Annotated in this window: 18 protein-coding genes; 11 read left to right on the forward strand and 7 right to left on the reverse strand. The window is 41.6% G+C overall.

What is annotated here, in order from left to right; all coding sequences use genetic code 11:
- Window positions 1–84 precede the first annotated feature (84 nt).
- The 6 genes from G563_RS0101380 (at window position 85) to rny (ending at window position 7,316) form a co-directional block, all read left to right on the forward strand.
- Entirely contained in the window at window positions 85–1,575 is a 1,491-nt protein-coding gene (locus G563_RS0101380; RefSeq protein WP_028663716.1) for a tagaturonate reductase, read from the forward strand.
- 83 nt (window positions 1,576–1,658) lie between these two features.
- Window positions 1,659–2,300 carry a DUF1684 domain-containing protein gene (locus G563_RS0101385; protein ID WP_028663717.1) on the forward strand — a complete coding sequence of 214 codons (642 nt, stop codon included), beginning with the start codon at window positions 1,659–1,661 and terminating at the stop codon, window positions 2,298–2,300.
- 167 nt (window positions 2,301–2,467) lie between these two features.
- Window positions 2,468–4,894 carry a phenylalanine--tRNA ligase subunit beta gene (gene pheT, locus G563_RS0101390; protein WP_028663718.1) on the forward strand — a complete coding sequence of 809 codons (2,427 nt, stop codon included), beginning with the start codon at window positions 2,468–2,470 and terminating at the stop codon, window positions 4,892–4,894.
- Window positions 4,895–4,940: 46 nt separating this feature from the next.
- Window positions 4,941–5,357: a hypothetical protein gene (locus G563_RS0101395; protein WP_028663719.1), complete on the forward strand. Its 417-nt coding sequence runs from the start codon at window positions 4,941–4,943 to the stop codon at window positions 5,355–5,357.
- A gap of 8 nt (window positions 5,358–5,365) precedes the next feature.
- A complete protein-coding gene (locus G563_RS0101400) occupies window positions 5,366–5,671 on the forward strand; it encodes a cell division protein ZapA (protein ID WP_169579703.1) in 306 nt (101 codons plus the stop codon).
- A gap of 82 nt (window positions 5,672–5,753) precedes the next feature.
- Window positions 5,754–7,316, forward strand: a complete 1,563-nt coding sequence (gene rny / locus G563_RS0101405) for a ribonuclease Y (protein ID WP_028663721.1) — start codon at window positions 5,754–5,756, stop codon at window positions 7,314–7,316.
- A gap of 22 nt (window positions 7,317–7,338) precedes the next feature.
- On the opposite strand, the gene G563_RS0101410 is transcribed toward rny, so the two are convergent.
- Window positions 7,339–7,896, reverse strand: a complete 558-nt coding sequence (locus G563_RS0101410) for an acyl-CoA thioesterase (RefSeq protein ID WP_028663722.1) — start codon at window positions 7,894–7,896, stop codon at window positions 7,339–7,341.
- A 6-nt stretch (window positions 7,897–7,902) separates the two neighbouring features.
- The gene (locus G563_RS0101415) at window positions 7,903–9,585 is read right to left on the reverse strand and encodes a S41 family peptidase (protein WP_028663723.1); all 1,683 of its coding nucleotides are present in this window, start codon (window positions 9,583–9,585) and stop codon (window positions 7,903–7,905) included.
- A gap of 116 nt (window positions 9,586–9,701) precedes the next feature.
- Between G563_RS0101415 and polA the strand changes: the two genes are divergently transcribed.
- A complete protein-coding gene (gene polA, locus G563_RS0101420; RefSeq protein ID WP_037325754.1) occupies window positions 9,702–12,545 on the forward strand; it encodes a DNA polymerase I in 2,844 nt (947 codons plus the stop codon).
- 1 nt (window position 12,546) lies between these two features.
- Here polA and G563_RS0101425 read toward each other — a convergent pair whose 3' ends face one another.
- A complete protein-coding gene (locus tag G563_RS0101425) occupies window positions 12,547–12,987 on the reverse strand; it encodes a hypothetical protein (protein WP_037325755.1) in 441 nt (146 codons plus the stop codon).
- Between the two features lie 474 nt (window positions 12,988–13,461).
- Here G563_RS0101425 and G563_RS36655 point away from each other — a divergent pair, with 474 nt between their 5' ends.
- From G563_RS36655 to G563_RS0101440, 3 genes are all read left to right on the forward strand, one after another.
- Complete coding sequence (locus tag G563_RS36655) at window positions 13,462–13,830, forward strand: hypothetical protein (protein ID WP_051210682.1); 369 nt, start codon at window positions 13,462–13,464, stop codon at window positions 13,828–13,830.
- 147 nt (window positions 13,831–13,977) lie between these two features.
- The gene (gene secDF / locus G563_RS0101435) at window positions 13,978–17,067 is read left to right on the forward strand and encodes a protein translocase subunit SecDF (RefSeq protein ID WP_028663726.1); all 3,090 of its coding nucleotides are present in this window, start codon (window positions 13,978–13,980) and stop codon (window positions 17,065–17,067) included.
- Window positions 17,068–17,281: 214 nt separating this feature from the next.
- Complete coding sequence (locus tag G563_RS0101440) at window positions 17,282–18,925, forward strand: amino acid permease (protein ID WP_028663727.1); 1,644 nt, start codon at window positions 17,282–17,284, stop codon at window positions 18,923–18,925.
- A gap of 110 nt (window positions 18,926–19,035) precedes the next feature.
- Here G563_RS0101440 and G563_RS0101445 read toward each other — a convergent pair whose 3' ends face one another.
- The 4 genes from G563_RS0101445 to G563_RS0101460 all read right to left on the reverse strand — a co-directional run bounded on the left by G563_RS0101445 (window position 19,036) and on the right by G563_RS0101460 (window position 23,547).
- Window positions 19,036–19,731, reverse strand: coding sequence for a porin family protein (locus G563_RS0101445; protein ID WP_028663728.1), 696 nt, complete (start codon window positions 19,729–19,731; stop codon window positions 19,036–19,038).
- Between the two features lie 137 nt (window positions 19,732–19,868).
- On the reverse strand, window positions 19,869–21,782 hold the full coding sequence (locus G563_RS0101450) for an STN and carboxypeptidase regulatory-like domain-containing protein (RefSeq protein WP_051210683.1): 1,914 nt from the start codon (window positions 21,780–21,782) through the stop codon (window positions 19,869–19,871).
- Window positions 21,783–21,869: 87 nt separating this feature from the next.
- On the reverse strand, window positions 21,870–22,913 hold the full coding sequence (locus tag G563_RS0101455; RefSeq protein ID WP_028663730.1) for a FecR family protein: 1,044 nt from the start codon (window positions 22,911–22,913) through the stop codon (window positions 21,870–21,872).
- A gap of 58 nt (window positions 22,914–22,971) precedes the next feature.
- On the reverse strand, window positions 22,972–23,547 hold the full coding sequence (locus G563_RS0101460) for an RNA polymerase sigma-70 factor (RefSeq protein WP_028663731.1): 576 nt from the start codon (window positions 23,545–23,547) through the stop codon (window positions 22,972–22,974).
- 253 nt (window positions 23,548–23,800) lie between these two features.
- Here G563_RS0101460 and G563_RS0101465 point away from each other — a divergent pair, with 253 nt between their 5' ends.
- The gene (locus tag G563_RS0101465) at window positions 23,801–24,532 is read left to right on the forward strand and encodes a head GIN domain-containing protein (RefSeq protein ID WP_037325757.1); all 732 of its coding nucleotides are present in this window, start codon (window positions 23,801–23,803) and stop codon (window positions 24,530–24,532) included.
- Window positions 24,533–24,782: the final 250 nt, after the last annotated feature.

The following is a 24,782-nucleotide window of genomic DNA, read 5'->3' on the forward strand; positions in this document are numbered from 1 at the left end:
AAGATAAGTTTTGCGTAAAATTTATTAGGTTTGCCAATACAAACATTTTTGACTCACCAAACAATACAAATATTCCAGATAATCATGCCTCAACTTTCCAAACAAATCGTTGATAGCGAAAATCAATTTACTTTTGACCTACCAGTAAAAGTACTTCAATTTGGTACAGGAGTATTGCTTAGAGGTCTGTGTGACTATCTTATAGACCAAGCCAACAAGCAGCATATTTTTAACGGGCGTATTGTAGTTGTGAAATCTACTGCTGGTTCAGCCGATGATTTTGCTGCCCAAGATGGTCTTTACACGGTTTGTGTGCGGGGTGTCGACGGAGAAGGAAATACTATCGATGAAGCTACGACGGTTACGGCGGTCAGTAGGGTGATTTCGGCCCAAGACAATTGGCAAAGTATTCTTCAGGTAGCTCGTAATCCACATCTAGAAGTGATTATTTCTAATACCACAGAAGTAGGTATTCAATACGTTGAAGAAAATATCTTCCAAAGCCCTCCTCAATCTTTCCCTGCCAAGCTGACGGCGTTTTTGTATGAGCGCTTTCGCACATATGGCGGCAAAAAAGACAAAGGAGTCGTAGTAGTTCCTACGGAGCTTATTACTGATAATGGCCTCAAGCTACGCGAATGTGTCGAAAAGCTTTCTGCTTACAACGAATTAGGGAAATTGTTTAACAAATGGTTGAAATACCATGTCAAGTTCTGTAATTCTTTGGTAGACAGGATTGTACCCGGTAAGCCTGATGCTGCCACTCATGCTGCTCTTGAAGAAAAAATAGGCTACCAAGATTCACTATTGACCGTTGCAGAGCCTTATCTTTTGTGGGCCATTGAGGGCGATGAGCGAGTTAAAAAAGTATTATCGTTTGAGCAAATCCACCCCAATGTCATCGTTGACGAAGATATTTCCTACTATCGTGAGCGCAAACTTCGTATTCTCAATGGTAGTCACAGTGCTTCGGCTCCACTTGGGTACTTGAGTGGATTTGATATTACATTTCAGTGTATGAACGACCCTGCTATGTCGAAGTATTACGAGAACGTCATATATGACGAAATCGTACCTACTTTGCCTTTTGATGACCAAATGGATGAGTTGAAAGTGTTTGCGGGTGATATTCTGAATCGTTATCGTAACCCGTTTATTCAGCAAAAACTCATCGGAATTACGCTACAGCAAACTTCCAAAATGAACGCTCGTAATGCCACTACGATTCGGCGTTATTATCAGCAGTTTGGCAAGCCTCCTCGTTTGTTTGCTATTGGATTTGCGGCTTATTTGTTGTTTATGAAAGCCGTAAAACAACAAAATGAGCATTATTATGGCCAAAGAGGCGACGATTTTTATATCATTAATGACGAACAAGCAGCTTATTTCTATGAGAAATGGCAAGGAGTTACGACGGAGTCGGTAGGGGAGTTGGTACAAACAGTATTGAGCAATACTAAAATATGGGAAGCTGATTTGACAAAATTGGAAGGATTTGCCGAAACCGTCACCGAATATCTTACAGATATGATGACCAACGGCGTAAAAAATACTTTGGAAAAGGCCATATTGTAGCAATAATTATACATTAAGGGTTAGATGTTAGGTTTTGACTTAGCCTCTAACCCTTTTGTTTTTCTTTTCAAACAAAAATCAATATGTTGAAAAATAAATTTGTTGTAGGTATTATTTTTTTGGTAATCATAGGGATTATTGGATATACTTTTTTGGGGGAAGAAACAACCGTTTCGGTCGATGATTATATTGCTCAAATAGAAAAAGAACGTAAGGACAAAGATAACTTTTATCGAAATTCTGATAGCTCGCCGATTGCAGACAAATCTAATTTTAAAGGATTGCATTATTTTGCCCCAGATCCTACTTATAAAGTGGAGGCCAAAGTGATTCCCTATCATAGCGCTGCTTCTGACAAGCAGGTATCGGTCCCAATGACGGATGGTAGCAAAGAAACCTACGAAAAATATGGGTTTGCGGAATTTACCTTGCCGGGAGAAAGCGAAGCCGCAGACTTGAATGTGTACCGTCTTTTGATTTATAAACACGACAAAGGTCTGTCTATTTTGTTTCGAGATGCCACAGCACCTGAAGAAACTTACGGAGGAGGACGCTATCTTGATTTTAAAACAGAGGATGTGAAAGATAACAAACTGCTTATCGACTTCAACGTGGCATACAATCCCTATTGTGCCTACAACCCAAGCTATGCCTGCCCGATTCCTCCCAAAGAAAACACCCTGCCAGTGAGAATAGAAGCAGGAGAAAAAAACTTTGATAAATAGAAATAAGGTTTGCTAGTGAATAATTTCCGAGATAAGGAAGACCACTAGTTATATGCTTTCCCCAAAATCCTCTAATTTTGCAGTCTAAACTAAAAGTTTTAAGTAAAAGACTTAGACTTTTAAAACAATTTTAAATATACCCAATCAATATTGGGACTGAATGTTTTATGAAAATTTCTTATAACTGGCTTAAACAACTGATTGATATTGAGGAGTCTGCTGAAGAAGTAGGGAAACTATTGACCGCTACAGGCTTAGAAGTAGAAGGTATAGAACCTGTGGAAAAAGTACAGGGTGGCCTCAATGGAATAGTAATAGGAGAAGTGCTTACTTGTGAGCCTTTTACGGTCAAAGAAAAAACCCTTCACCTGACTACGGTTGATATTGGAACCGAGCAGCCGTCTACCATCGTATGCGGAGCCGCCAATGTAGCGGCTGGCCAAAAAGTAGTAGTAGCCACGGTAGGTGCTACTATTTATCCTAGTCATGGAGAGCCTTTTACGATTTCAAAACGCAAGGTATATGGTCAGCCCTCAGAAGGGATGATATGTGCTGAAGATGAAATAGGATTAGGAACATCTCATGCGGGTATTATGGTGTTAGACACTGATTTGGCCAACGGTACTCCTGCTGCTCAATACTTTGGATTGCTGCCCGATTATGTCATCGAAATCGGCCTTACGCCCAACCGTGCCGATGCCGCCTCGCATCTTGGCGTAGCACGTGACCTCAAGGCAGTATCAAATAGGGGAATCAAATGGCCTTCCGTTGAGCAGTTTGTAGCCAACGAAGCCCCCTCTGCATCAGGAGTGGAAGTAATTGTCGAAAATTCGGAAGCCTGTCCTCGCTATGCCGGAATTTTGATTGAGGGGCTGACAGTCAAAGAATCTCCCGATTGGTTGAAGGAAAAATTGCAGGCAGTAGGTGTGCGTCCTATCAACAATGTGGTAGATATTACAAACTATATTTGTCATGAACTAGGACAACCGTTGCACGCTTTTGATGCCGCTAAAATCAGTGGTCATCAAGTAATCGTCAAAACCTTAGAAGCGGGGACTCCTTTTGTGACGCTTGATGGGGTCGAAAGAAAACTCTCCCAGCATGATTTGATGATTTGTAACGCCGAAGAACCTATGTGTATCGGGGGTGTATTTGGTGGTACTAAATCGGGCGTGACTGAGCATACGACGGGGATATTTTTGGAAGCCGCTTACTTTTCTCCCGCCTGGATTAGACGTACCGGTACTTTCCACGGCCTCAAAACAGACGCCTCTTTCCGATTTGAGCGAGGTACCGACCCCAACATGCCGGTCTATGCTCTCAAACGCGCCGCTTTGCTGATTAAAGAAGTAGCAGGCGGAAAGACCGCTTCAGAAGTAGTGGATATTTACCCCAATCCTATTCTTAACAATAATGTACCAGTCAAATTCCGAAATATTGACCGTTTGATTGGAAAATCCCTTGACCGCACGCTGATAAAGCAAATCTTAACAAGCCTTGATATTGAGATATTAGACGAAACTTCAGAAGGGTTTGTGGCTTCGGTGGCTCCTTATCGGGTAGATGTGACCCGCGAAGCTGACATTATCGAAGAGATTTTGCGGATTTTTGGATTTGATAATATTGAGCTTTCTGACCATCTCTCTGCCAACTTTTTGTCAGGTTTTCCTTTGGTAGACCCTGATAAACAGAAACTACGCATTGCGAATTTGTTGGCTGCCAATGGATTTAACGAAACCATGACCAACTCTCTCACTAAGCCCATCTACAATGATGCTGTACGAGGAAGTTTTGTGGGCGAAGATGTAGTGATATTGAACCCCTTGAGCGAAGATTTGTCGGTAATGCGGCAAACTATGGTGTTTTCAGGCTTGGAGAGTTTGGCATACAATCTCAATCGCCGTCAACGAGATTTGAAACTTTGTGAGTTTGGCAAAACCTACCACAAAGTAGAAGGCAAGTACAAAGAATTGTCGCATTTGGTACTATTGATGGCAGGACATCAGCAGGCGGAAAGCTGGGTAGCCAAAGATCAAAAATTAGCATTTCATGACTTAGCAGCGCAAGTGCATCTAGTTTTAAATGCATTCAGGGTACACAATGTAGAGAAGCAGGAATTGACCGATAAGTCAGTATTTGAGTATGGCCTCACCTACACTGTTAAGAAAAAACCGGTGGTGAGTTTTGGGCAAGTCAGAAGCAAGCTTACCAAAATGCTAGACATCAAGCAGCCTGTATTTTATGCAGATTTTGACTGGGCGTACTTGCTCAAGCAATACAACGATAAAGTTCGTTTCTCCGAAGTCTCCAAATTTCCAGAAGTACGTCGTGACTTATCTTTGGTATTGGATAAATCAGTGACTTTTGAGCAGATTAGACAAACAGCCCACAAATACGAAAAAGAACTGTTGACGAATATCAACGTATTTGATGTGTACGAGGGAGAGAATATCGGTACTGATAAAAAATCATACTCAGTGAGTTTTATACTCCAAGACGAAGCCCAAACCCTGACTGATAAAGTCATTGACAAAGCCATGCAAAAACTAATGTTGGGTTTTGAAAAGGAATTGGGGGCTGTTATCAGAAAATAAATGTAGGGAGTAGGAGACGTAATACACACTGATTTTTGCAAATGGCATGTCTAAGTACACCGGAAATAAACTAGCAACATATGAAGATGATAGGTTGCTGGATGAGCTGAATTTTCAGTTCTTGTTTATTGAAAGAAGTATTACGGCTTTGCAGGCTGCTTTTGGTCATGAAAAAGCCGCTCATATTGAGCTAAAAATTCGTTTTGAGGCGCTCGAAAAAAAGTATGACCGCCAAGTGGCAGAACTCAAAACATTGCGTCAAGAAACCCGAAACTTAAAAGCGGAGAATAAACAATTGCGCGAAAAAGAACTTTCTTTGAAAGAAAAGTTAAATAATTTCAAACAATTGTCTATAATTGTAAAAAACCAGAAAAACACAGACGCGATTACGCAACTGAACACCAAATTGGACGATTACATTCGATACATAGAAGAAACCATAGCTTTGCTAAAAACGCTATGACTCAACTCATGGAAAAAGAACAAAAAAGACGACTTCTAAAAGTAAAAATAGCCGATAAAACGTATGAAGTATGGGCTAATTCAGATGATGAAGAGTCTTTTATGAGAGATGCAGCCAAGATAGTTGATGCACAAGTAAAAGTTCGAATGACAGAGAAAGGCGAAACCGATATTCAGAGAATCTTAGCGATGGTATGCTTAGATGCAATGGTAGCCCGACTTAAAGGAGACAATGATATAGAAGTTATACAGTCAACAGTTTTTAAACACTTAGACTATCTACAAAAATACTTCAGTCCCTCAAACCAAATTTAAGATTTTTGGTCGTTTCAGTTAAGTATATCTCCTATGCTGCGTTTAAAGGGAAATATGTCGAACCATTAAACACACATGTAAAATGGATATATTGTTTTTTTTGCTTGATGCTGCGGTCTCGGCCGCTGTAGGAGCAGCAATTGTTTATTTTGTACTAAAAAAATCCAATAAAAAAACGGAAGAAGACGCCCAGCAAAGAGCGGGGGAAATCATCAAGAATGCTGAAATAACCGCTGAAAACATCAAAAAAGACCGCATTCTTGAAGCCAAAGAAAAATACTTGAAACTCAAAGCCGAGTTTGAGGATGAGTCCAATAAAAAGAAGCAGATTATTCTGCAAAATGAGCAGAAAATCAAACAGCGTGAACAACAGCTCAACCAAATGACGGAGCAAAATAAGCGCCGTGAGAATGAGTTGGAGACATTAAAGAAAAACCTAGAGCAACAAACTGAAGTGGCGAATAAGCGCCGCGAAGAAGCTGAAAAAATGCACCGCTCCCAAGTAGAGCAGTTGGAGCGTATTGCTAATCTTACTGCGGAGCAAGCCAAAGCCCAACTCATAGATGCTATTCAAGCAGATGCCCAAACTCAAGCTTCGGCCTTTATCAAAAATACCATCGACGAAGCCAAGCTTACGGCTACTAAAGAGGCAAAAAAGATTGTCATAGAGACCATTCAGCGTACGGCCTCAGAGCATGCGATCGAAAATACCGTATCCGTCTTTAATATCGAAAGCGACGATGTCAAAGGAAAGATTATTGGTCGTGAAGGGCGAAACATTCGTGCATTAGAAGCGGCCACAGGTTGCGAAATCATCGTCGACGATACTCCAGAAGCAATTGTGATTTCAGGATTTGATCCTGTTCGCCGTGAGATAGCACGTTTGTCTCTGCATAGATTGGTACAAGACGGCCGTATTCACCCTGCTCGTATCGAAGAAGTAGTGGCCAAAACCAAGAAAAACATTGACGATGAAATCGTCGAAATAGGTGAGCGTACGGTGATTGATTTGGGGGTTCATGGTTTACATCCTGAGCTTGTGAAGATGATTGGGCGGATGCGTTTTAGGTCTTCTTATGGCCAAAATTTGCTCCAGCACTCTCGTGAAGTGGCACGGCTTTGCGCTACTATGGCTTCTGAATTGGGATTGAATGCTAAATTGGCAAAAAGAGCGGGTCTGTTGCACGATATTGGAAAAGTATGGCCAGAAGAATCAGAGCTACCGCACGCGATTTTGGGAATGGAGCTTGCCAAAAAATACAAAGAAAATCCAGAAGTATGCAATGCCATCGGAGCGCACCACGATGAAATTGAAATGACGAGTATGATGTCGCCCATTATCCAAGTTTGTGACGCGATTTCAGGTTCTCGCCCAGGTGCTCGTCGCGAAATGATGGAATCTTATATCCAACGCTTGAAAGACTTAGAAGCATTGGCTACAAACTTCCCTGGAGTGGATAAGTGCTATGCGATTCAGGCAGGACGTGAATTACGTGTAATTGTTAATTCGGAAGCCGTAAACGACGAAGCCGCAGGCAAACTATCTTTTGATATTTCTCAAAAGATAGAAAAAGAAATGCAATACCCCGGACAAATAAAAGTGACAGTGATTCGGGAAATGCGCTCGGTGGCTTATGCAAAATAAAAAATGCAAGAATGGGAAGTGACTACTTCCCATTCTCAAACTTTATGATACATCTTTCTTTTTCGAGAAGGTGTAAATTTTCTTCTAATTTCATGCGGACTTTTTCATTGTCAAAATCTCCCGCATACAGCGCTTTGAGTTCGCGCCGCTTGATAGCTTCCAAAAATCTCCTACTATCTTCTTTACTTTCTAATACCAACGGAGGAACTTCCGTAGGCTTGCCTTCATCGTCTTTGGCTACCATCGTAAAATAAGAAGTGTTGGTGTGCTTTTGGGTGCCTGTGCGTACGTTTTCGGCAATAACCCGAATCCCTACCACCATCGAACTTCGTCCTACATAATTGACCGAAGCATGTAGAGATACGAGTTCTCCTACTTCGATGGGTTGTAAAAAATTGACACCTTCTACGGATACTGTTACAACGTAGGTACCGGCGTGTTTGGAGGCACAGGCATAAGCAACTTTATCCATAAGAGATAATAAAATGCCTCCGTGTATTTTTCCGCCAAAATTAGCATAGGCGGGTATCATCAGCTCAGTGATGGTAGTACGAGAGTAATTGACCGATTTTCCGCTCATAAAGGCTTATTTTTTCTCGTCTTTCAAACTTACATTACCATGAGCGAGCTTTTCGGCTTCGTCAAATAGCGTGAGTGCTTTCTGAATTCCTTCATCTTGTACTGCCATTACTTGATAAAACTCGTTGTTGAGACCCGCATTTTTATCTCTCTTCTGATAAGCATAGCGGCCAATCATCGCTTTGAGATAGATCCGAATGTAAGGTTTAGAGCGGTTAAATTCTTTTTCGTTGAATTTGATATTGTCGGCCGTAGCATTGCTAACGATACTTTCTAAATCGCTGTCTTTGGCAGTGAAAGTTTTGAGGTACTCTGCAAAAGTTTGTTTTTCAAGTTGTTTTTTGTTTTGACTGACATAGCTCAATGCATAGTCACGTATGATATTTTTACTAAACAACTCATACAAATAAGGCGTCATCATGCTCGTGTCGCGTGGTACAAATACGTCTGGCGTAATTCCGCCCCCACCATACACAATACGACCCGCATCGGTTCGGAATTGAAGCTTAGGGTTGTTTTTGATACTATCTGCTACAAAAAGCTCTCCATGCGTAAAACGCTCTTTGAGGTCTTTTTCGTAGCTTTCAAGCTCTCCAGACTTATAGGGTTTTTGAATACTACGTCCACTAGGAGTATAATACCTGGAGATAGTTAGGCGAAGTTCGGAGCCGTCAGATAAGTTGACGGGCATTTGCACTAAGCCTTTTCCAAAAGAGCGGCGTCCTACAATGAGGGCACGGTCGTGGTCTTGAAGCGCTCCAGCTACGATTTCGGAAGCAGAAGCACTTCCTTCATCAATGAGTACTACGACACTCCCGCCCTCAAACATGCCTAGGTTTTTGGCCCTGGTTTGGCGGTCATAGCGGTCATCTTTACCATCGGTATAAACAATGAGTTTGTCACCCGACAATAATTCATCTACCATGTTGGTAGCACGGTCCATGTATCCTCCCGGGTTGCCTCGTAAATCCAACAGCAACTTTTTCATGCCTTGGCTTTTGAGGCTTGTAATTGAGTTTTTAAATTCATCGTAAGTAGATTCCGAAAAGCGAGTCACCTTCACGTACCCGATTTCTTTGTCTATCATATAAGAGGCATCCACCGAATAAGTCGGGATGCGGTCGCGGCGAAGCTGAAATACCAAAGGTTTTGGCACACTGCGGCGCAAAATTTCCAGTTTGACTTCGCTTCCTCTTGGGCCGCGTAGTTTGGAAAAAATAAAGGCATTGTCCACTTTTTTTCCCGTAAAAACTTCATCGTTGACTTTCAGTATTTTGTCACCGCCTTGGATACCTACGGCCTCCGAAGGGCCACCCACTAGAGGTGTCACTACGTATACTGTATCTTTATAGAGATTAAATTCAATCCCAATGCCATCAAAACCGCTTTCTAGCTGAGAACGAGCTGCTACTGCATCTTTAGGATTGAAATAATAAGTATGTGGATCAAGTTTTTCGAGCATTTTGGTGATAGAATAATCCACCAAATCGTCGGTATTTACAGTATCTACGTAATTATTGTCAATGAGTTGAAGGACTTCCTTAAACTTGGTATATCCTCTTGCTACATCGGTCATGCCTTTACTGCCTCCAAAAAACGTAGCACCGAGCAAAATACCTGCGGCAAGGGTAATGCTCAATAAAATCGGCAAACGTACCGTCCAACGGTCGTTTTTAATTGGGTTTTCCATTTTTTATACTTTATCAAAAACATAAAATTAACGAACAAATACAAAAGGTAGTTTCCAACTGTCAAAAATCTCTCCAAACTTTCCGTTCTTTGTAACAATTACTGATTAAAAATACCATGAAACCAGACAAAAAGCTTTTTCTTCTAGATGCTTTTGCATTGATTTATCGCGCACATTTTGCCTTTATCAAAAACCCAAGAATTACTTCTAAAGGTTTGAATACGAGCGCAGTATTTGGTTTTCTCAATTCTTTATTGGAAGTCCTAAAAGATGAGAAACCTACTCATTTGGGTGTCGCTTTCGATACTCCTAAACCCACTTTTCGACATATTCAGTTTGAAGCATATAAAGCACAACGTCAAGAGCAGCCCGAGGATATTACTATCGCGGTACCATATATAAAGCGATTGCTGAGGGCCTTGTGTATTCCTATTTTAGAATTAGACGGCTATGAAGCGGATGATGTCGTAGGTACGTTGGCTAAAAAAGCCGCACGCGAGGGTTTTGAAGTCTTTATGATGACCCCTGATAAAGACTACGGACAGCTCGTAGAAGAGCATATCTATCTCTATAAACCTGCGGCATTGGGCAAGGGAGTAGAAATCATGGGGCCGCAGCAGATATGTGAACGATGGGGAATCAAAGACGTAAGCCAAGTAGTAGATATGCTTGGTTTGCAGGGGGATGCGTCCGACAATATCCCTGGCATTCCGGGGGTGGGAGAAAAAACAGCCCAAAAATTGATAGAGGAATTTGGCTCTGTAGAAAACCTCCTAGCCAATACTGATAAATTAACTGGCAAGCTCAAAGAAAAGGTAGTAGAAGGTGCCGATAAGGCTAAACTCTCGAAAGAATTAGCAAAAATTGATGTTAATGTTCCAATCGAATTTGACGAATCGGATTTGCTGATGTGTGAGCCTAACCGAGAATTGTTGTCAGAGTTGTTAGACGAACTAGAGTTTCGAACCCTCCGTAAACGTTTACTGGGTGAGACCGACGTTAGCCCTACTTCTACTCAAGTATCTGCTCCTGCAAGCAACGGTCAGTTGAGTTTGTTTGGAGAAAGTACACCTACACCTGAGCCATCCAAGCCCACCTCCAACAAACCTACTGTCACGAGCTTTGTAGAAAGTACTTCGACCGAAAAGCGAACCGTCGCTAATACATTTCATCGTTATCACTTGATTGATACTCCCGAGTTGCGAAAATCATTGGCTTATTATTTAAGCTTACAAGATTCGTTTTGTTTTGACACCGAAACTACTTCTATCGATGCAATCGATGCCGAGCTAGTAGGAATGTCGTTTGCCTATCAAAGTGGAGAGGCTTTTTTTGTAAGCGTACCAGCAGACCGTGAAGCGGCGCAAGAGGTAGTAGAGGACTTTAGGGAGGTACTAGAAAATCCCAAAATTGAAAAAATTGCCCAAAATCTCAAGTATGATTTGGCCGTATTGCACAACTATGGCGTCGAAATAAAAGGACCACTGTACGACACTATGCTGGCACACTACCTGATTGAGCCAGATAAACGCCATAATATGGATATTTTGGCTAACTCTTACCTCAATTATGAACCTGTGGCTATTGAGGCGTTGATTGGAAAAAAAGGTCCCAAACAGCTCACGATGCGTGAAGTGGCAATCGATAAACTGGTAGAATATGCCGCCGAAGATGCGGATATTACACTTCAGTTAAAAGGAAAATTGCATCCTTTGTTGGTTGAAAATCAGGCTGATAAATTGTTTAAAGGGGTAGAGATTCCCTTGGTGCCAGTATTGGCCGATATGGAGCGAGAAGGAGTAAGAGTAGACCTTCAAACCTTGAAAGAAATGTCGGGCGTATTGGATACCGACATGAAACAAGTCGAAACCGAAATTTTTGCATTGGCGGGCGAAGAGTTTAATATTTCATCACCCAAACAATTGGGGGTGGTTTTATTTGAAAAGCTCAAACTTATTAAGAACCCCAAGAAAACAGCTACCGGACAATATGCCACGGGTGAAGATATCTTGTCTGATCTTGAAGCAGAGCACGAAATTGCGCGAAAAATCTTGGATTATAGAGAGTTACAGAAACTAAAATCTACGTATGTAGACGCTTTACCTCTCTTGATTAATCACAATACAGGCCGGATTCATACTTCTTTTAACCAAGCTGTAGCTGCTACGGGGCGTTTGAGTAGTACCAATCCCAACCTCCAAAATATCCCGATACGAACGCCACGCGGACGCGAAATCAGAAAAGCATTTGTGCCTAAAAACGAAGATTTTGTGATTTTGTCGGCCGATTATTCACAGATTGAATTGCGAATCATGGCGGCTTTTAGCCAAGACCAGACAATGCTCGAAGCCTTCAACAATGGCTTGGATATTCATGCTAGTACGGCAAGCAAAGTATTTAAGGTAGAACTTGCAGAAGTAACTTCCGAAATGCGACGCAAAGCCAAAATGGTCAACTTTGGAATTATCTATGGAATTTCCGCTTTTGGATTGGCACAAAGATTAGGTATTCCAAGAGGCGAAGCAAGCGAAATTATCAAGGCTTATTTTCAAGAGTTTCCGTCGGTCAAAACTTTCATGGATAATGCCATCCATAAGGCACGCGAAAACAAATATGTAGAGACGATTTTGGGACGGAGACGTTATTTGGCAGATATTGATTCGCAAAACCAAACGACGCGCGGTTTTGCGGAGCGAAACGCCATCAATGCACCTATTCAGGGTTCAGCAGCTGATATGATCAAAGTGGCCATGATTAATATCCACGATTTCCTAAAAAAAGAAAATCTTCGATCAAAGATGATTTTGCAAGTGCATGACGAATTAATCTTTGACGCACATCGCGACGAGGTAGAGCTATTGAGTCACAAAGTCAACGAGTTGATGGTCAACGCTATTCCGCTGCCCGTAAAAATGGAAACAGGAATAGGAGTAGGCCAAAATTGGCTAGAAGCACACTAGATTATCGAGGGGAGGGCATATTACCATATTTTACGGCAATTCCTTCCATGACAAATCCCTGATAATCTTTGGTGGTATAGTATTGGTATCTTACATTGACCAAGGCGTGGGCTCCCATACCTACGCCTTGTAATATAAGCTGATCGAGCAGTGCGCGTTTTTGACTTTCATCATTGCCTCTGTAGATCATTCTTCCTTCTTTGGTTTGGGCTTCACTAAGGGGCACAGACTTTTCTACCTTCACAGGGCCAAGTTGAGTATAGGGCCGATTGGTAGGTTGGTTTTCGTAAAAAATATCAAGTGGATAGTCGGCGTTGGCTAGCTTGATAGGGATTCCAAGGCCTCCGTTGGGAGTAGAAACGGGACGTCCACAAGCTGCTAACATCAATATTCCTAACGTATAACTCAATAATTGAAGGTAAGATATTTTTAAAGTCTGCATGTTGTGTATGAGGTGGTTATTAACAATAGGTTAAGTATGAATATCCCGTACAAAATGATTAAGTATTGGGGAATAAGTACTGACATTTATCAGTGCGCTACTCACCAATAACAACGCCTGATATTGGTATGGTATTATAACCAAAATTTCTGGGGTCTTGTATCAAAACCTTACAAAATCATTCTATGTTTTTGTAAGAAACACCTTTTTAGGGGTCAATATTGAGCAACACAACAAAATTTTTAGGTGTTATAGGGCCTTTTTTATAGAAAGTTCAAAAAATAATATCCTTTATTTTAGAGGAAAGCACTGTGAAATGTTTGATTTTGTGAAATTTTTAAGAAAAATATAGATAAAATCTAGTAAAGGATGTGAGAGAGGTATTGTTTTGAAAAAAAAATGGTACGAACTTTGCGAACACTTTAAAAACGACCTCCATTTAATTCATTGATGAGGCAACGGTAATAAAGACATATGAAACAGAAAAAGCTACTTACTAAACTAACTACAGCATCGCTTGCATTGTTGCTCCTCCTGACTGCAACAGTGGGGCGCTCCATAGTGCTGAAGAAGTTGGAGGTTAAGAAGCCAGTTGCTGTTAAGACAGACAAAGAAAAACAAACCAACGATGAGCGTCCTGTCATTCAGGAAATGTCGATTGAGGCAGTAGTTGCACCTGCCATTTCGTTTGATTTTGAGCAGTCTTTCTATTTTTTACCGACTATATATAGTTTTGAGCTACCGGTAATTTGTACTCTTCCCAAACGCTTTGACGTATTTTATTATTTCTTCTCTTTTTTCCGAAACGTTTTCGGCCATTTTATCGCAATCAACGCTCCTTAGTCTTTAGAGGTTGAGAATTGTTGGCTTGTTGTGTGTTTGATCATAAAGCCAGTTTTGTAGATACCTATGCGTATCCTTGGAGGCATGTTATGCCTTCTGACAGATTCATTTAAATTACATTCAATCAATTGTTTCCTAAATAAAAAAATGCAAAACAGACTTGGTATTTGGATTTTGACGATAGTAGTGGCTTTGTTGAGCGTCTATTATCTGTCGTTTACTTTTGTGGCGCGTAATATTCAGAGCAAAGCCGAAGCATATGCTACTGGAAAAGACGGGATTGTCGACCTTAAAAAGAAAGAGCATTATTTAGACTCTATTCGCCGCGAGCCAGTATTTCTTGGTTCAACTTACCAAGAAGTCACCCAACGTGAGCTTGGTTTAGGTCTTGACTTGCAAGGAGGTATGCACGTAGTGTTGGAAGTAGCCCCTTCTGACATCATGAAGGGATTGGCTGGGGGAAGCGCTCGCAATAGCCAGTTCAATGAGGCTTTGAAAAAGGCTATTGAGGCTCAAAAAACAAGTCAGGCCAATATTGTTGACTTATTTGCGAGCGAATACAAGAAAATTGCGCCTAATGCTTCATTGGCTCAAGTATTCTCAAACAGCACCAACCGTGGTAAAATCAATAGCAGTTCTTCGGATGGAGAAGTAATCAAATTTTTGAAGGAAGAAGTAGAGGGAGCTACTAGCCGTGCCTTTCAAATTATCCAGCAGCGGGTTGATAAATTTGGGGTAGCAAACCCCAACATCCAACGTCTACCGGGCTCAGGACGTATTTTGATTGAGTTGCCTGGGGTAGATGACCCTGACCGTGTTCGTCGTCTTTTGACGGGTTCTGCTAAATTGGAATTTTGTGAAGTATACACCCTTGATGAAGTATCTCCAGGTTTAAATGCTTTGGGCGCGTATTTGACTCAGCTAGATGCCGAGAAAAAAATCGCAGAAAAAGCAAATGGAAAAGCCGATACAACTGCTGTAGGTGGAGGATTGGCAGCGCAACTTGCCAAAGGAGCAAAAGCGGATTCTACCGCCAAAGATACTACAGCTAACCAAACAGGTTTGGCTAGTTTGTTTGTCCCTATTTCACAAGGTCAATTAGGGGTTTATGCAAAAGACACAGCTCGTGTCAATGAGCTTTTTAGTCGTCAAGAAGTGAAAGCGATGTTTCCTTCAGACGCCTACATGATGTGGGATCGTAAGGGGATTGTAACCACCGACAAACGTAACGAAATTGTGGGTATTTACTTTATTAAAAAACCAAGTGGACAAGCACCGCTTGAAGGCGATGTAATAGTAGATGCTACCGGCAACAATTATGATGACCGAGGCCGCCCTGAGGTAAGTATGCGAATGAATGCTGAAGGTGCTCGTAAATGGAAAAATCTTACTGCTGCCAATATTGGACGTCCTATCGCTATCATTTTGGATGGCTTTGTGTATACTGCGCCAAACGTACAAAATGAAATCCCCAATGGTAACTCAAGTATTACGGGAAGCTTTACGATTGACGAGACCAAAGACATGGCCAACGTACTTAAAGCTGGTAAACTACCTGCTCCCACAAATATCGTGGAAGAAGCTGTGGTAGGAGCTACTTTGGGTTCTGAATCTATTACGGCTGGTATTATATCCTCTTTGGTAGGTTTGCTAGTGGTATTAGGCTTTATGCTTATTTATTATAACAAAGCTGGGATTGTGGCAGATATTGCTTTGATAATCAACTTGTTTTTCTTGATGGGTATTATGGCCTCTTTAGGGGCGGTGCTTACTTTGCCAGGTATTGCGGGTATTGTACTTACCATAGGTATGGCGGTAGATGCAAACGTACTTATTTTTGAGAGAATCAAAGAAGAGCTTGCGATGGGTAAAGATATGAAGTTGGCAATATCGGATGGTTTCAAAAACTCTCTTTCCTCTATCTTAGACTCCAACGTTACTACCCTTCTTACCGGTATTATCCTTTTCTTTTTAGGGACAGGGCTTATTTTAGGATTTGCTACTACATTGGTGATAGGTATTCTTACTTCGCTTTTTGCCGCCTTGTTTGTTTCACGTTTGATTTTGGAATGGTGGGTAGCCAAAGGCTATAAAATTGAGTTTTTTGCAACTTGGTCTCAAAACCTGTTCAAAGACACGAATTTCGATTTTATATCACGCCGTCGTTTATATTACATTATTTCATCGACCATCATCGCCTTGGGGATTGTTTCTGTCATCTTCAAAGGATTCGGCCTTGGTGTTGATTTCAAAGGTGGACGTAGCTACGTAGTGCGTTTTGAAAACCCTGTCAGTACATCTGATGTTCGTGAGGTGCTTACGGAAGTTTTTGGTGCTGCTCCTGAGGTAAAAACGTACGGAGGGGCGGGTATTGCAGCCAACGAACAAGTTAAAATTACTACGAGCTATTTGGTAGACGATCCATCGGCAGATTCTGATAAAAGAGCAGCTGCCAAACTGGACGAAGGTTTGAGCAAACTATCAGGCAATAAATCTACGATCCAAAGTTCTCAAAAAGTAGGGCCAACCATCGCTTTTGATCTTATCATTACCTCATTGAAATCTATCTTCTTAGCGGTCTTGGTAGTTTCTTTATATATTTTCTTACGATTCCGGAAGCTTGCTTTCGTGTGGGGAGGTGTGGTAGCCTTGTTTCACGATGTACTCATTATTCTAGCAATATTCTCTATATTTAATGGTCTTCTACCTTTCTCTTTGGATGTAGATCAGGCTTTTGTTGGAGCTGTTCTTACGATTATGGGTTATTCGATGAACGATACGGTGGTTGTATTTGACCGTATTCGAGAATATCTACGAGACAATCGCAACAAGAAGGAAAGTATACCGGTGATTATCAATAATGCCTTGAATAGTACCTTAAGCCGTACCGCCGTAACAGGTCTTTCTACGATGTTGGTACTTATTGTGTTATTCTTCTTTGGTGGAGAGGTAATTCGTGGATTTTCTTTTGCGATGCTGATTGGGGTAATTGTGGGGACTTATTCTTCACTTTTTGTAGCGACTCCTATTGTAGTGGATTCTCTTACTCGTGCCCAATCTAAAGAAGAAACCGATGAGGCTAAAAGACCAGCTCCTGCTCGTTTGATTTCGGATTTTCCTGATACCCCACGTGGTGGCATGCAGGAAATAGAAATGCCTCAAGAAGAAGAGCAAAAAGAAGAAAAGGCTAAAAAAGAAAAGAAAGCCCCACTCATTAAGCCTTCTCTAAAAAAATAGTTAGGTGATTTATCATAAGTGGTTAGTCGTTGAGAGTTAAAGTCAGTAACTTATTATACAGGACTTTGACTTGTCACTCACTAACCACTTTTCTTTTGTACTTAAAATAACTTTTGTTGTAATTGTTTGGTAACAAGCCGATAACAACGTATTTTTCAACCACATTTCATTCACAAACCTAATTTTGTATTGTAAAACTTTAACCTAACAAAGAATGGCAAATCAACTTTGGATTCGAAAGCCTTTAGACAAACTGATACATGAATCATCGGGAGAAGGTAACCAATTAAAAAGAACACTCGGTGCGGGTAGTTTGATTGCACTTGGGATAGGGGCGATTATTGGTGCAGGACTATTCTCTATTACGGGCGGAGCCGCCGCCAATCAGGCCGGCCCTGCCATTACCATTTCTTTCATCGTAGCTGCCCTTGGATGTGCATTTGCGGGGTTGTGTTATGCTGAGTTTGCGTCGATGATTCCTGTAGCGGGAAGTGCTTATACCTATTCTTACGCCACGATGGGCGAATTTATCGCTTGGATTATTGGTTGGGATTTGGTGTTGGAGTATGCCGTAGGAGCCGCTACTGTAAGTATTAGTTGGAGCCGTTATTTGGTTAAATTTTTAGAAGGTTTTGATGTCCATCTCCCTCATGCCCTCACTGTAGGACCGTGGGATGGAGGAATGATCAATCTGCCAGCAGTATTTATTGTGATATTGATGAGTTTGTTGTTGATGAAAGGTACCCAAGAAAGTGCCTTGGTCAATGGTATCATTGTGGCTTTGAAAGTAGCGGTAGTGATTATTTTTATCATCTTAGGTTGGAAATACATCAACAACGAAAACTACACTCCTTATATTCCTGAAAATACTGGCAATTTTGGGGAGTATGGCTTTAGTGGTATTATTAGAGCAGCGGCGATTGTGTTTTTTGCTTACATAGGTTTTGACGCAGTAAGTACAGCAGCCCAAGAGGCCAAAAACCCTCGTAGAGATATGCCTATCGGTATCTTGGCTTCTTTAGTGATTTGTACTATTTTGTATATTTTGTTTGCTCACGTAATGACAGGAGTGACCAACTATACTTCATTTAAAGGACAAGATGGGATTGCCCCAGTAGCAGTAGCGATCGAACACATGGGTACTCCCAATGCAGCTGGCTTGATTGTGCCAGATTATCCTTGGCTCAACCGGGCTATTATTGTGGCGATTTTGGCAGGTTATGCTTCTGTTATCCTTGTGATGCTTATGGGACAGACCCGCGTTTTCTTCAGTATGAGTAAAGATGGCCTGTTACCTAGTGTGTTTTCTCAAGTACACCCTAAATTCCAAACGCCCGTAAGAAGTAACGTGATGTTCATGATTTTTGTGAGTTTGTTTGCGGCCTTTATTCCAGCACGAGTAGTAGGCGAAATGACCAGTATAGGTACTTTGTTTGCATTTATTTTGGTATGTATCGGTATCATCGTTATGCGTAAGCAAATGCCAGATGCTCCTCGCGCTTTCAAAACGCCATTGGTGCCATTGGTACCTATTTTGGGAGTAGTTACTTGTTTCTTTATGATGGCTTTCTTACCGCTTGATACTTGGATTCGATTGATTGTATGGATGATTATCGGATTTGATGTGTATCTATGGTATGGTATCAAGCACAGTAAATTATCGGAAGGCTTACACACCCTCGCTGGTGATTATAAAATCATTGGCCTTTCTGGATTAGCATTGGCGTTGGCGCTGGGGGTTATTGCTTTTGTACACCATGCACAAACCGATGGTGCAGATACAGGATTGTTTTATTTCTCTTTGATTTTTGCCGCGATTCATGCTGTAATATATATATCTACTTGGCTGAAAAAATAATTTTTTTGCTAGAATCGTATTTACAAAAAAGGGCTGACTCTATCTTGAGACAGCCCTTTTTTTGCATCTTATTTTGTTGGAAGGGGTGCAACCTTTGATTAAAATTATTTTTATCGACCCAAAGGAATCGAAAACCCTGCTAATAAGCTAAAACTTTGATTATGAACAGGAATGCGTACAATGCCCGAGTCATAGACGCGTGTAAATCCACGCTCATAGCGACCTTCGATGAGCATTTTGGCGACACCTAAATCAAAACTTACGCCCAAACCGCCTGCACCTCCTAATTCAAAACGAGAAAATGAACCTAAACCAATAGATGTCCGCGTGGGAGGAGTTTGAAACAAGAATAAATCGGCACGTGAAACGATTTTTCCAGCTGCGAGATAGTTGAGAGAAGGACCCAATATAACGTAAGGTCTGACGGGGCTATCTTCATAGCCAAAGTCATATTGTAACAACATGGGAGCTTGAATATAAGTGAGGCGTTGTTTGAGGCTACCACCTAAAGGTAGATTGGCTCCTATTAAATTCAATAAATTGTTGGAAGTGATACCTGCTCCGCTTTGTCGGTAGCCTATTTCGGGACGAAACGACAGCCCCCCACTAATAGGAACTTGCAAAAATAACGCGCCATTGCCACTGACTATATAATCAAGCTCTCCCGTAAAATTTTCGATAAATCCGTTGCCCATTGTTTTGGCCAAAGAAACTCCTCCGCGTGCTCCAATAGATACTTGTGCTTGGCTCGAAAAACCTACCAATGCAACAAACAAGGCTGTTAGTGTATGACGTAATCTTTTCATTAGTATTAGAAGATGGTTAAATAAAAAATAAAAAAGTTACGTAAAAATTAGGCCATATATCAATAGAAGTTTTACTCATTTAACGACATTTAGACGGTCGTATTTTAAAGAGTAACGCTCTCTTTGGTTAACGATTGTTAACGGTTACATATCCTTATTCCTGCCTGAAATCCTAGCCAATTGGTAAACTCTAGCCCATTTTGAAGCGAGGCCACCGGAAAGGGCTGATACAGACGGGATAAGTCTACTTTAAGATAACCGGGCTGGGCGGTGAGACCTGTAAGAGAGGCGGCTGCAAATAAAGCTAGTTGTGGAGTAAGTTTTTTTTCTAAGCCTAAAGCAATACGATAAAACTGCCCGTTGACGGAATCGAAACGGTTTACCTCTTCCATGATTTTGTTGGCAGTGAGGTCTATGTTGGTCATCCAGCCTCTGCCTAGTCGAATCGCCGAACCTATTCCATAGCCAAATGTGTAGAGGGGCTTGTTGGCAATTCCAAAATTCCCGCCGATGGTGAGAATATTATAAAACGCATTGACTCCAGTTTTGAAGGTTAAATTAGCGTAGTTGAGTTCGTCTGTGCTTATTTCCAAACGTCGATAGCCATTTCGTTTTACAAAACTAAAAAGGCCAATAGGCACTCCCCCCGACGAATCAGCGTAATTGAAGAGAGATAATTGTACGCCTTGTTGATGAAGGTGAGCATAATTGAAAAAGGGACTGATTTGGACTCCTCTCACTTTTTTTGTAGCGATATTGGCGAAACCACTTATCTGAGAGCCGTATAGATTGCCCAACACTAAGTTGGTGAAACCACTAATCTGCACCCCTTTGGTGGTTCCTAAAACCGCATTGGCAAAGCCCGCGATTTGTAAGCCATTAGTAAAAGTTCGGCCTGTGAGATTGGTAAATCCCGCAATCTGTAAACCACTGTGGTGGCCTCCTGTCGCATTGGCAAAGCCTGAAATTTGTAAACCCTCAAAATTTCTTAAAACCGCGTTGGCAAACCCTGACACTTGTAAGCCATATACACTGTTGCCAACGGCATTGGCAAAGCCTGCTATTTGAGCACCATGCACATTGCCACGGACAGCATTGGCAAAACCACCGACTTCGAGGGCGGTTACTCCCAACGAATACCCGGCAATGATATTGAAAGAGGTGGCATTGATGACATTGCCGCTCATGACGTGGTTTGTCCCAATAAAAGGTAAAAAAGAAACTTGAAACGGACGATAGAGCGTATCCTTTACGTTTTTGATGTGAATCGCTTGTTTGGCAGACGCAAAGGCATCCACAAAAGTTTGTTCTACGTCTTCTATGATTTGGCGTTTGGGTTTAGACGGACTAAAAACCGTATCGACCGACACTAACATGGGAGACGCCGATGCTGCTACAGGTACTTTTACTTTGAGGGTGTCAGAAGGAGGTAGGGTGGCGGCTTTTACCTGAGGCGAAAGCGGCTGAAGCCGACTATCAAGCGGCATTTGGAGTAAACTTATATCCAAAGAGGGAGCCGTAACGGCAGTACTATACCCAAAGTATCGCTCTTTACGAACCTCAAGTTGAGGTTTGGGAAGAGAAGCAGGGAGTTTTAGACGATAATAGCCGGACTTGTTGGAAACCGCCGAAATCAGGGTTTGCTTTTCAAAAATACTGGCTTGGGCAATGCGCTCGCCTGTTTCGCGGTCAAAAACATAACCATTGATAATAATATCTTTGGGTTTTTCGGTCTCAATTTCTACTTTTTGGAGGATAATATGCCCCCGCCGCTCTTTATAAGCCGCCCCTCCTTTAAAAATCTCATCTAGCACCTGCCTTACTGCCTTGCCTGACGCCGTAAGAGTGATACGTCGGTTGATGTCAAATTCTTTGGGATTATAAGAAAAATTAAATCCTCCCCGTTCGCCAATGATTTTTAATACTTCTTCCAAGCGTTCATTGGTGATTTTGAGGCTAATGGCTTTGTCTAAAGTTGAGGTTTGACTCCAACTCGACGCCGAAATCGATAAAAAGATTCCAACAAAAATAGAAGCTTTGAATAAATTCATCTTGGACTGCTTGTATAAACAGCAGGAAGGTTTTTTTAGCAAAATAGATTTCATGGCTGTTGTGATTATGGCTCACAATGACCGTACTTAATTACATCCTTGTCCATCAAGTAGTATCGTTTGGCCTTTGTGAGTGACTCTAAGATTGAGTGTTTCGGCGATGACTGCCAAGGCATTGTCAAGGCTTTCGCGTTCGAAGCGGGCCGTAAGTTGACAATTTAGAAGTCGCTTATCGATTTGAATATCAGTTTGATACCCTTCTCTAAGTGAGGCGACTACATCCCCTAAGTTGGTTTTTTCAAATACAAAAACCCGTGTACGGTAAGCCATAGCGTTGATGTCGAGCGATGGTAGCTTGATGATCGTATCTGCTTGGGCGGTAGCTGTCTCATTTTTTACCAATACAGTTTTAGTTTTTGAGGTCGAAAACTGCACTTTACCGCTAGTTACGGCTACATTTACGGCTTTAGTATAAGCTTTGACGTTGAAAGACGTACCTAAGACCTGTATCTCAGTGCCATTTGCTTTGATAACAAACGGATGATTTTCATCGCGTTTTACGTCAAAATAAGCTTCTCCTTTTAGTGACACTTCGCGTAGTTGCTCTCCAAAATCAGTTTTATAACTAAGTGCCGAATTTTGATTCAAAAAAACGGTAGTGCCGTCAGGTAAAATCTGTTTGGTGGTGTTTTTCTTGGTTTCTATCACCTGCGCCATTTTAGCTTCTTGGGGCTGGTTCAGAAGTAGATAGCCTAGCCATCCTAAGCCACAACTTACTAAAATACTTGCCGCAATACGCCAGAAGTAAGATGTATTCCCTAGAGGTTTGACTTTAGGGTGACTTGGGGCTGTCTCTACAGGCACAGCCCTTTGTGCAGGGGTTTCATTTGTGATGTTTGCAGAAAGCGCCGCTTTGGATTTGACTTTTTGCCAAGCTGAGTCTACATCTACTTTGAGGGTGGGTTTTACTTCTTGCGAAGCCTCCCAAATCTGCTGAAAACGCAACAATTCCACCTCATGGTTGGCTGATTGTACCAACCACTCTTTTACTTGGTGCATTTCGCTAGGAGAGGCTTCTCCTGCAACATACCGCGCCAGTAAATCGTCGGGAATATGTAGATGTGAATTCAAATCGGGTGTTGTTATAAAATAGACTTTTGGTAAAAGGGGGTATTTTTCCCGCATGGTTTCAAAATTCACTTAAAATCCATCCAACCAAAATCGGCAAATAGTCTGCCAGCTCGGTTCGTAAAATTTTGAGTGCTTTTCCAATCTGATTTTCGACGGTTTTGACCGATAAACCTAATTGATCCGCAATTTCTTGATACCTTAATTCATTGAAACGACTTAGTTTAAAAATAATACGACACTGCTCGGGTAATTTTTCGATGGCCAACGAAAGTTGGGTTTCTAGCTCGTTTTTATAAACCGTGTCACTTACCGACTCATACGTCGTTTCCTGATAATACGTGGCGTACTCTTGGTGTTCGTTTCGTACTTTTTGGTGTTTGATACGATTAAGACAATGATTATGCACGGCTCTAAATAAGTACGATTTTAGCGATTGCGTAATTTCAAGCTCTTCTCGTTTTTCCCAAATATTCACAAACACTGTCTGGACAATTTCCTCGGCCTCTTCGGCATCGTGCAAAATCGAACGCCCATAGGTACATAAGCTGGCGTAGTGTTTCCGAAATATAGTTTCGAAAACCCTTTCATCTCCTTGCCGAATGGCGCTAAGTATTTGTGTGTCCGTTAATTGCACGAATGACGTATCGTTTTGGTACAAAGGTAATGCTTTGCCCGTAACGACAGGGTCGTTTTTGTGACGAGTTGTTAAAAATCAAGGTTAAAACCTCATTTGGTATAAGACAACTGTCCCAAATCTTCCCCCTATCCGTCGCATGATTTTTTTTACAAGGGAAAAAACTTCACTTTTTTTCGCAAAAAGATAGGGGAGGGCCGTCAGTGAGTTGTCATACTTCCAAAACGAGTTTTTATATTAATTCATAACAGTCATGAAAAATTTCAAAATCAATTTTATTCAATTTGCCACCTTTGTACTAGTATTAGGTTTTTTACAATCTTGTATTTTCATCAATAACGACGGCCTGCTCGAACCCAAAAACCCTGATACAAAAACGCTAAATCTGCGCGATTTTGACCGTTTAGAAATGGAAAGCGCCTTTCGGGTACGGGTACAGCAAGGAAGTCAATTTAAAGTAGTAGCCTACGGCGACCGTCGCGATGTGAGCGACCTTGATGCTTTTGTGGATAGAAGTGGAAAACTAGTGATACGGTATAAAAACTGGCGCTCTCGTCGTTATGAAATGGAGATAGACATTACGATGCCGGTCTTGAAAGAAATTGATTTTTCAGGAGCTGTGAATGCCGATATTGAGGGTTTTTCAGGTGCCAGAGACATGGAAATTGAGCTATCGGGAGCTTCAAAAGCCAATATCGATGGAGATTGGGAAAGAACAGACATTGATTTGTCGGGTGCTTCTAAGCTCACTTTACGTGGACAAGGTGCTTCGTTGGTCGGCGACTTATCGGGGGCATCTACGCTGGAAGCTTTTGATTATCCGGTCGATTATGTTGATTTAGAATTGTCGGGAGCAAGTGATGCGCGTGTATTGGTTGATAAAACTTTAATCGTAAAAGCCAGCGGAGCAAGTTCGTTGCGCTACCGGGGGCGTCCTGATGTTCGTCCCGACTTGTCGGGGGGCAGTATCGTGAAGCCTGATTAAAATAGGGCTAGCACCAAATAGAATATCAACCCTTTTCGTGAAACACGCCTTAGTGTGCAGCGGAGAGGGTTTCTTTTTAAGGTAGTATTTAATATTGTAGCACAAAAAATGGCATAGAGCAGTAACACCACTACTTCCCCGAAAAATTCATAACTTTGCACTCCTAATTTGAGGCCGTTGTCAGTAATCGGTTATTGGTGTTTTCAAAACTAATAGCGATTATGGACTAACGGCAATTTTAATTAAAAAA

The organism is Runella zeae DSM 19591 (assembly GCF_000423565.1).
In the GTDB taxonomy this organism is placed as follows: Bacteria; Bacteroidota; Bacteroidia; order Cytophagales; family Spirosomataceae; genus Runella; species Runella zeae.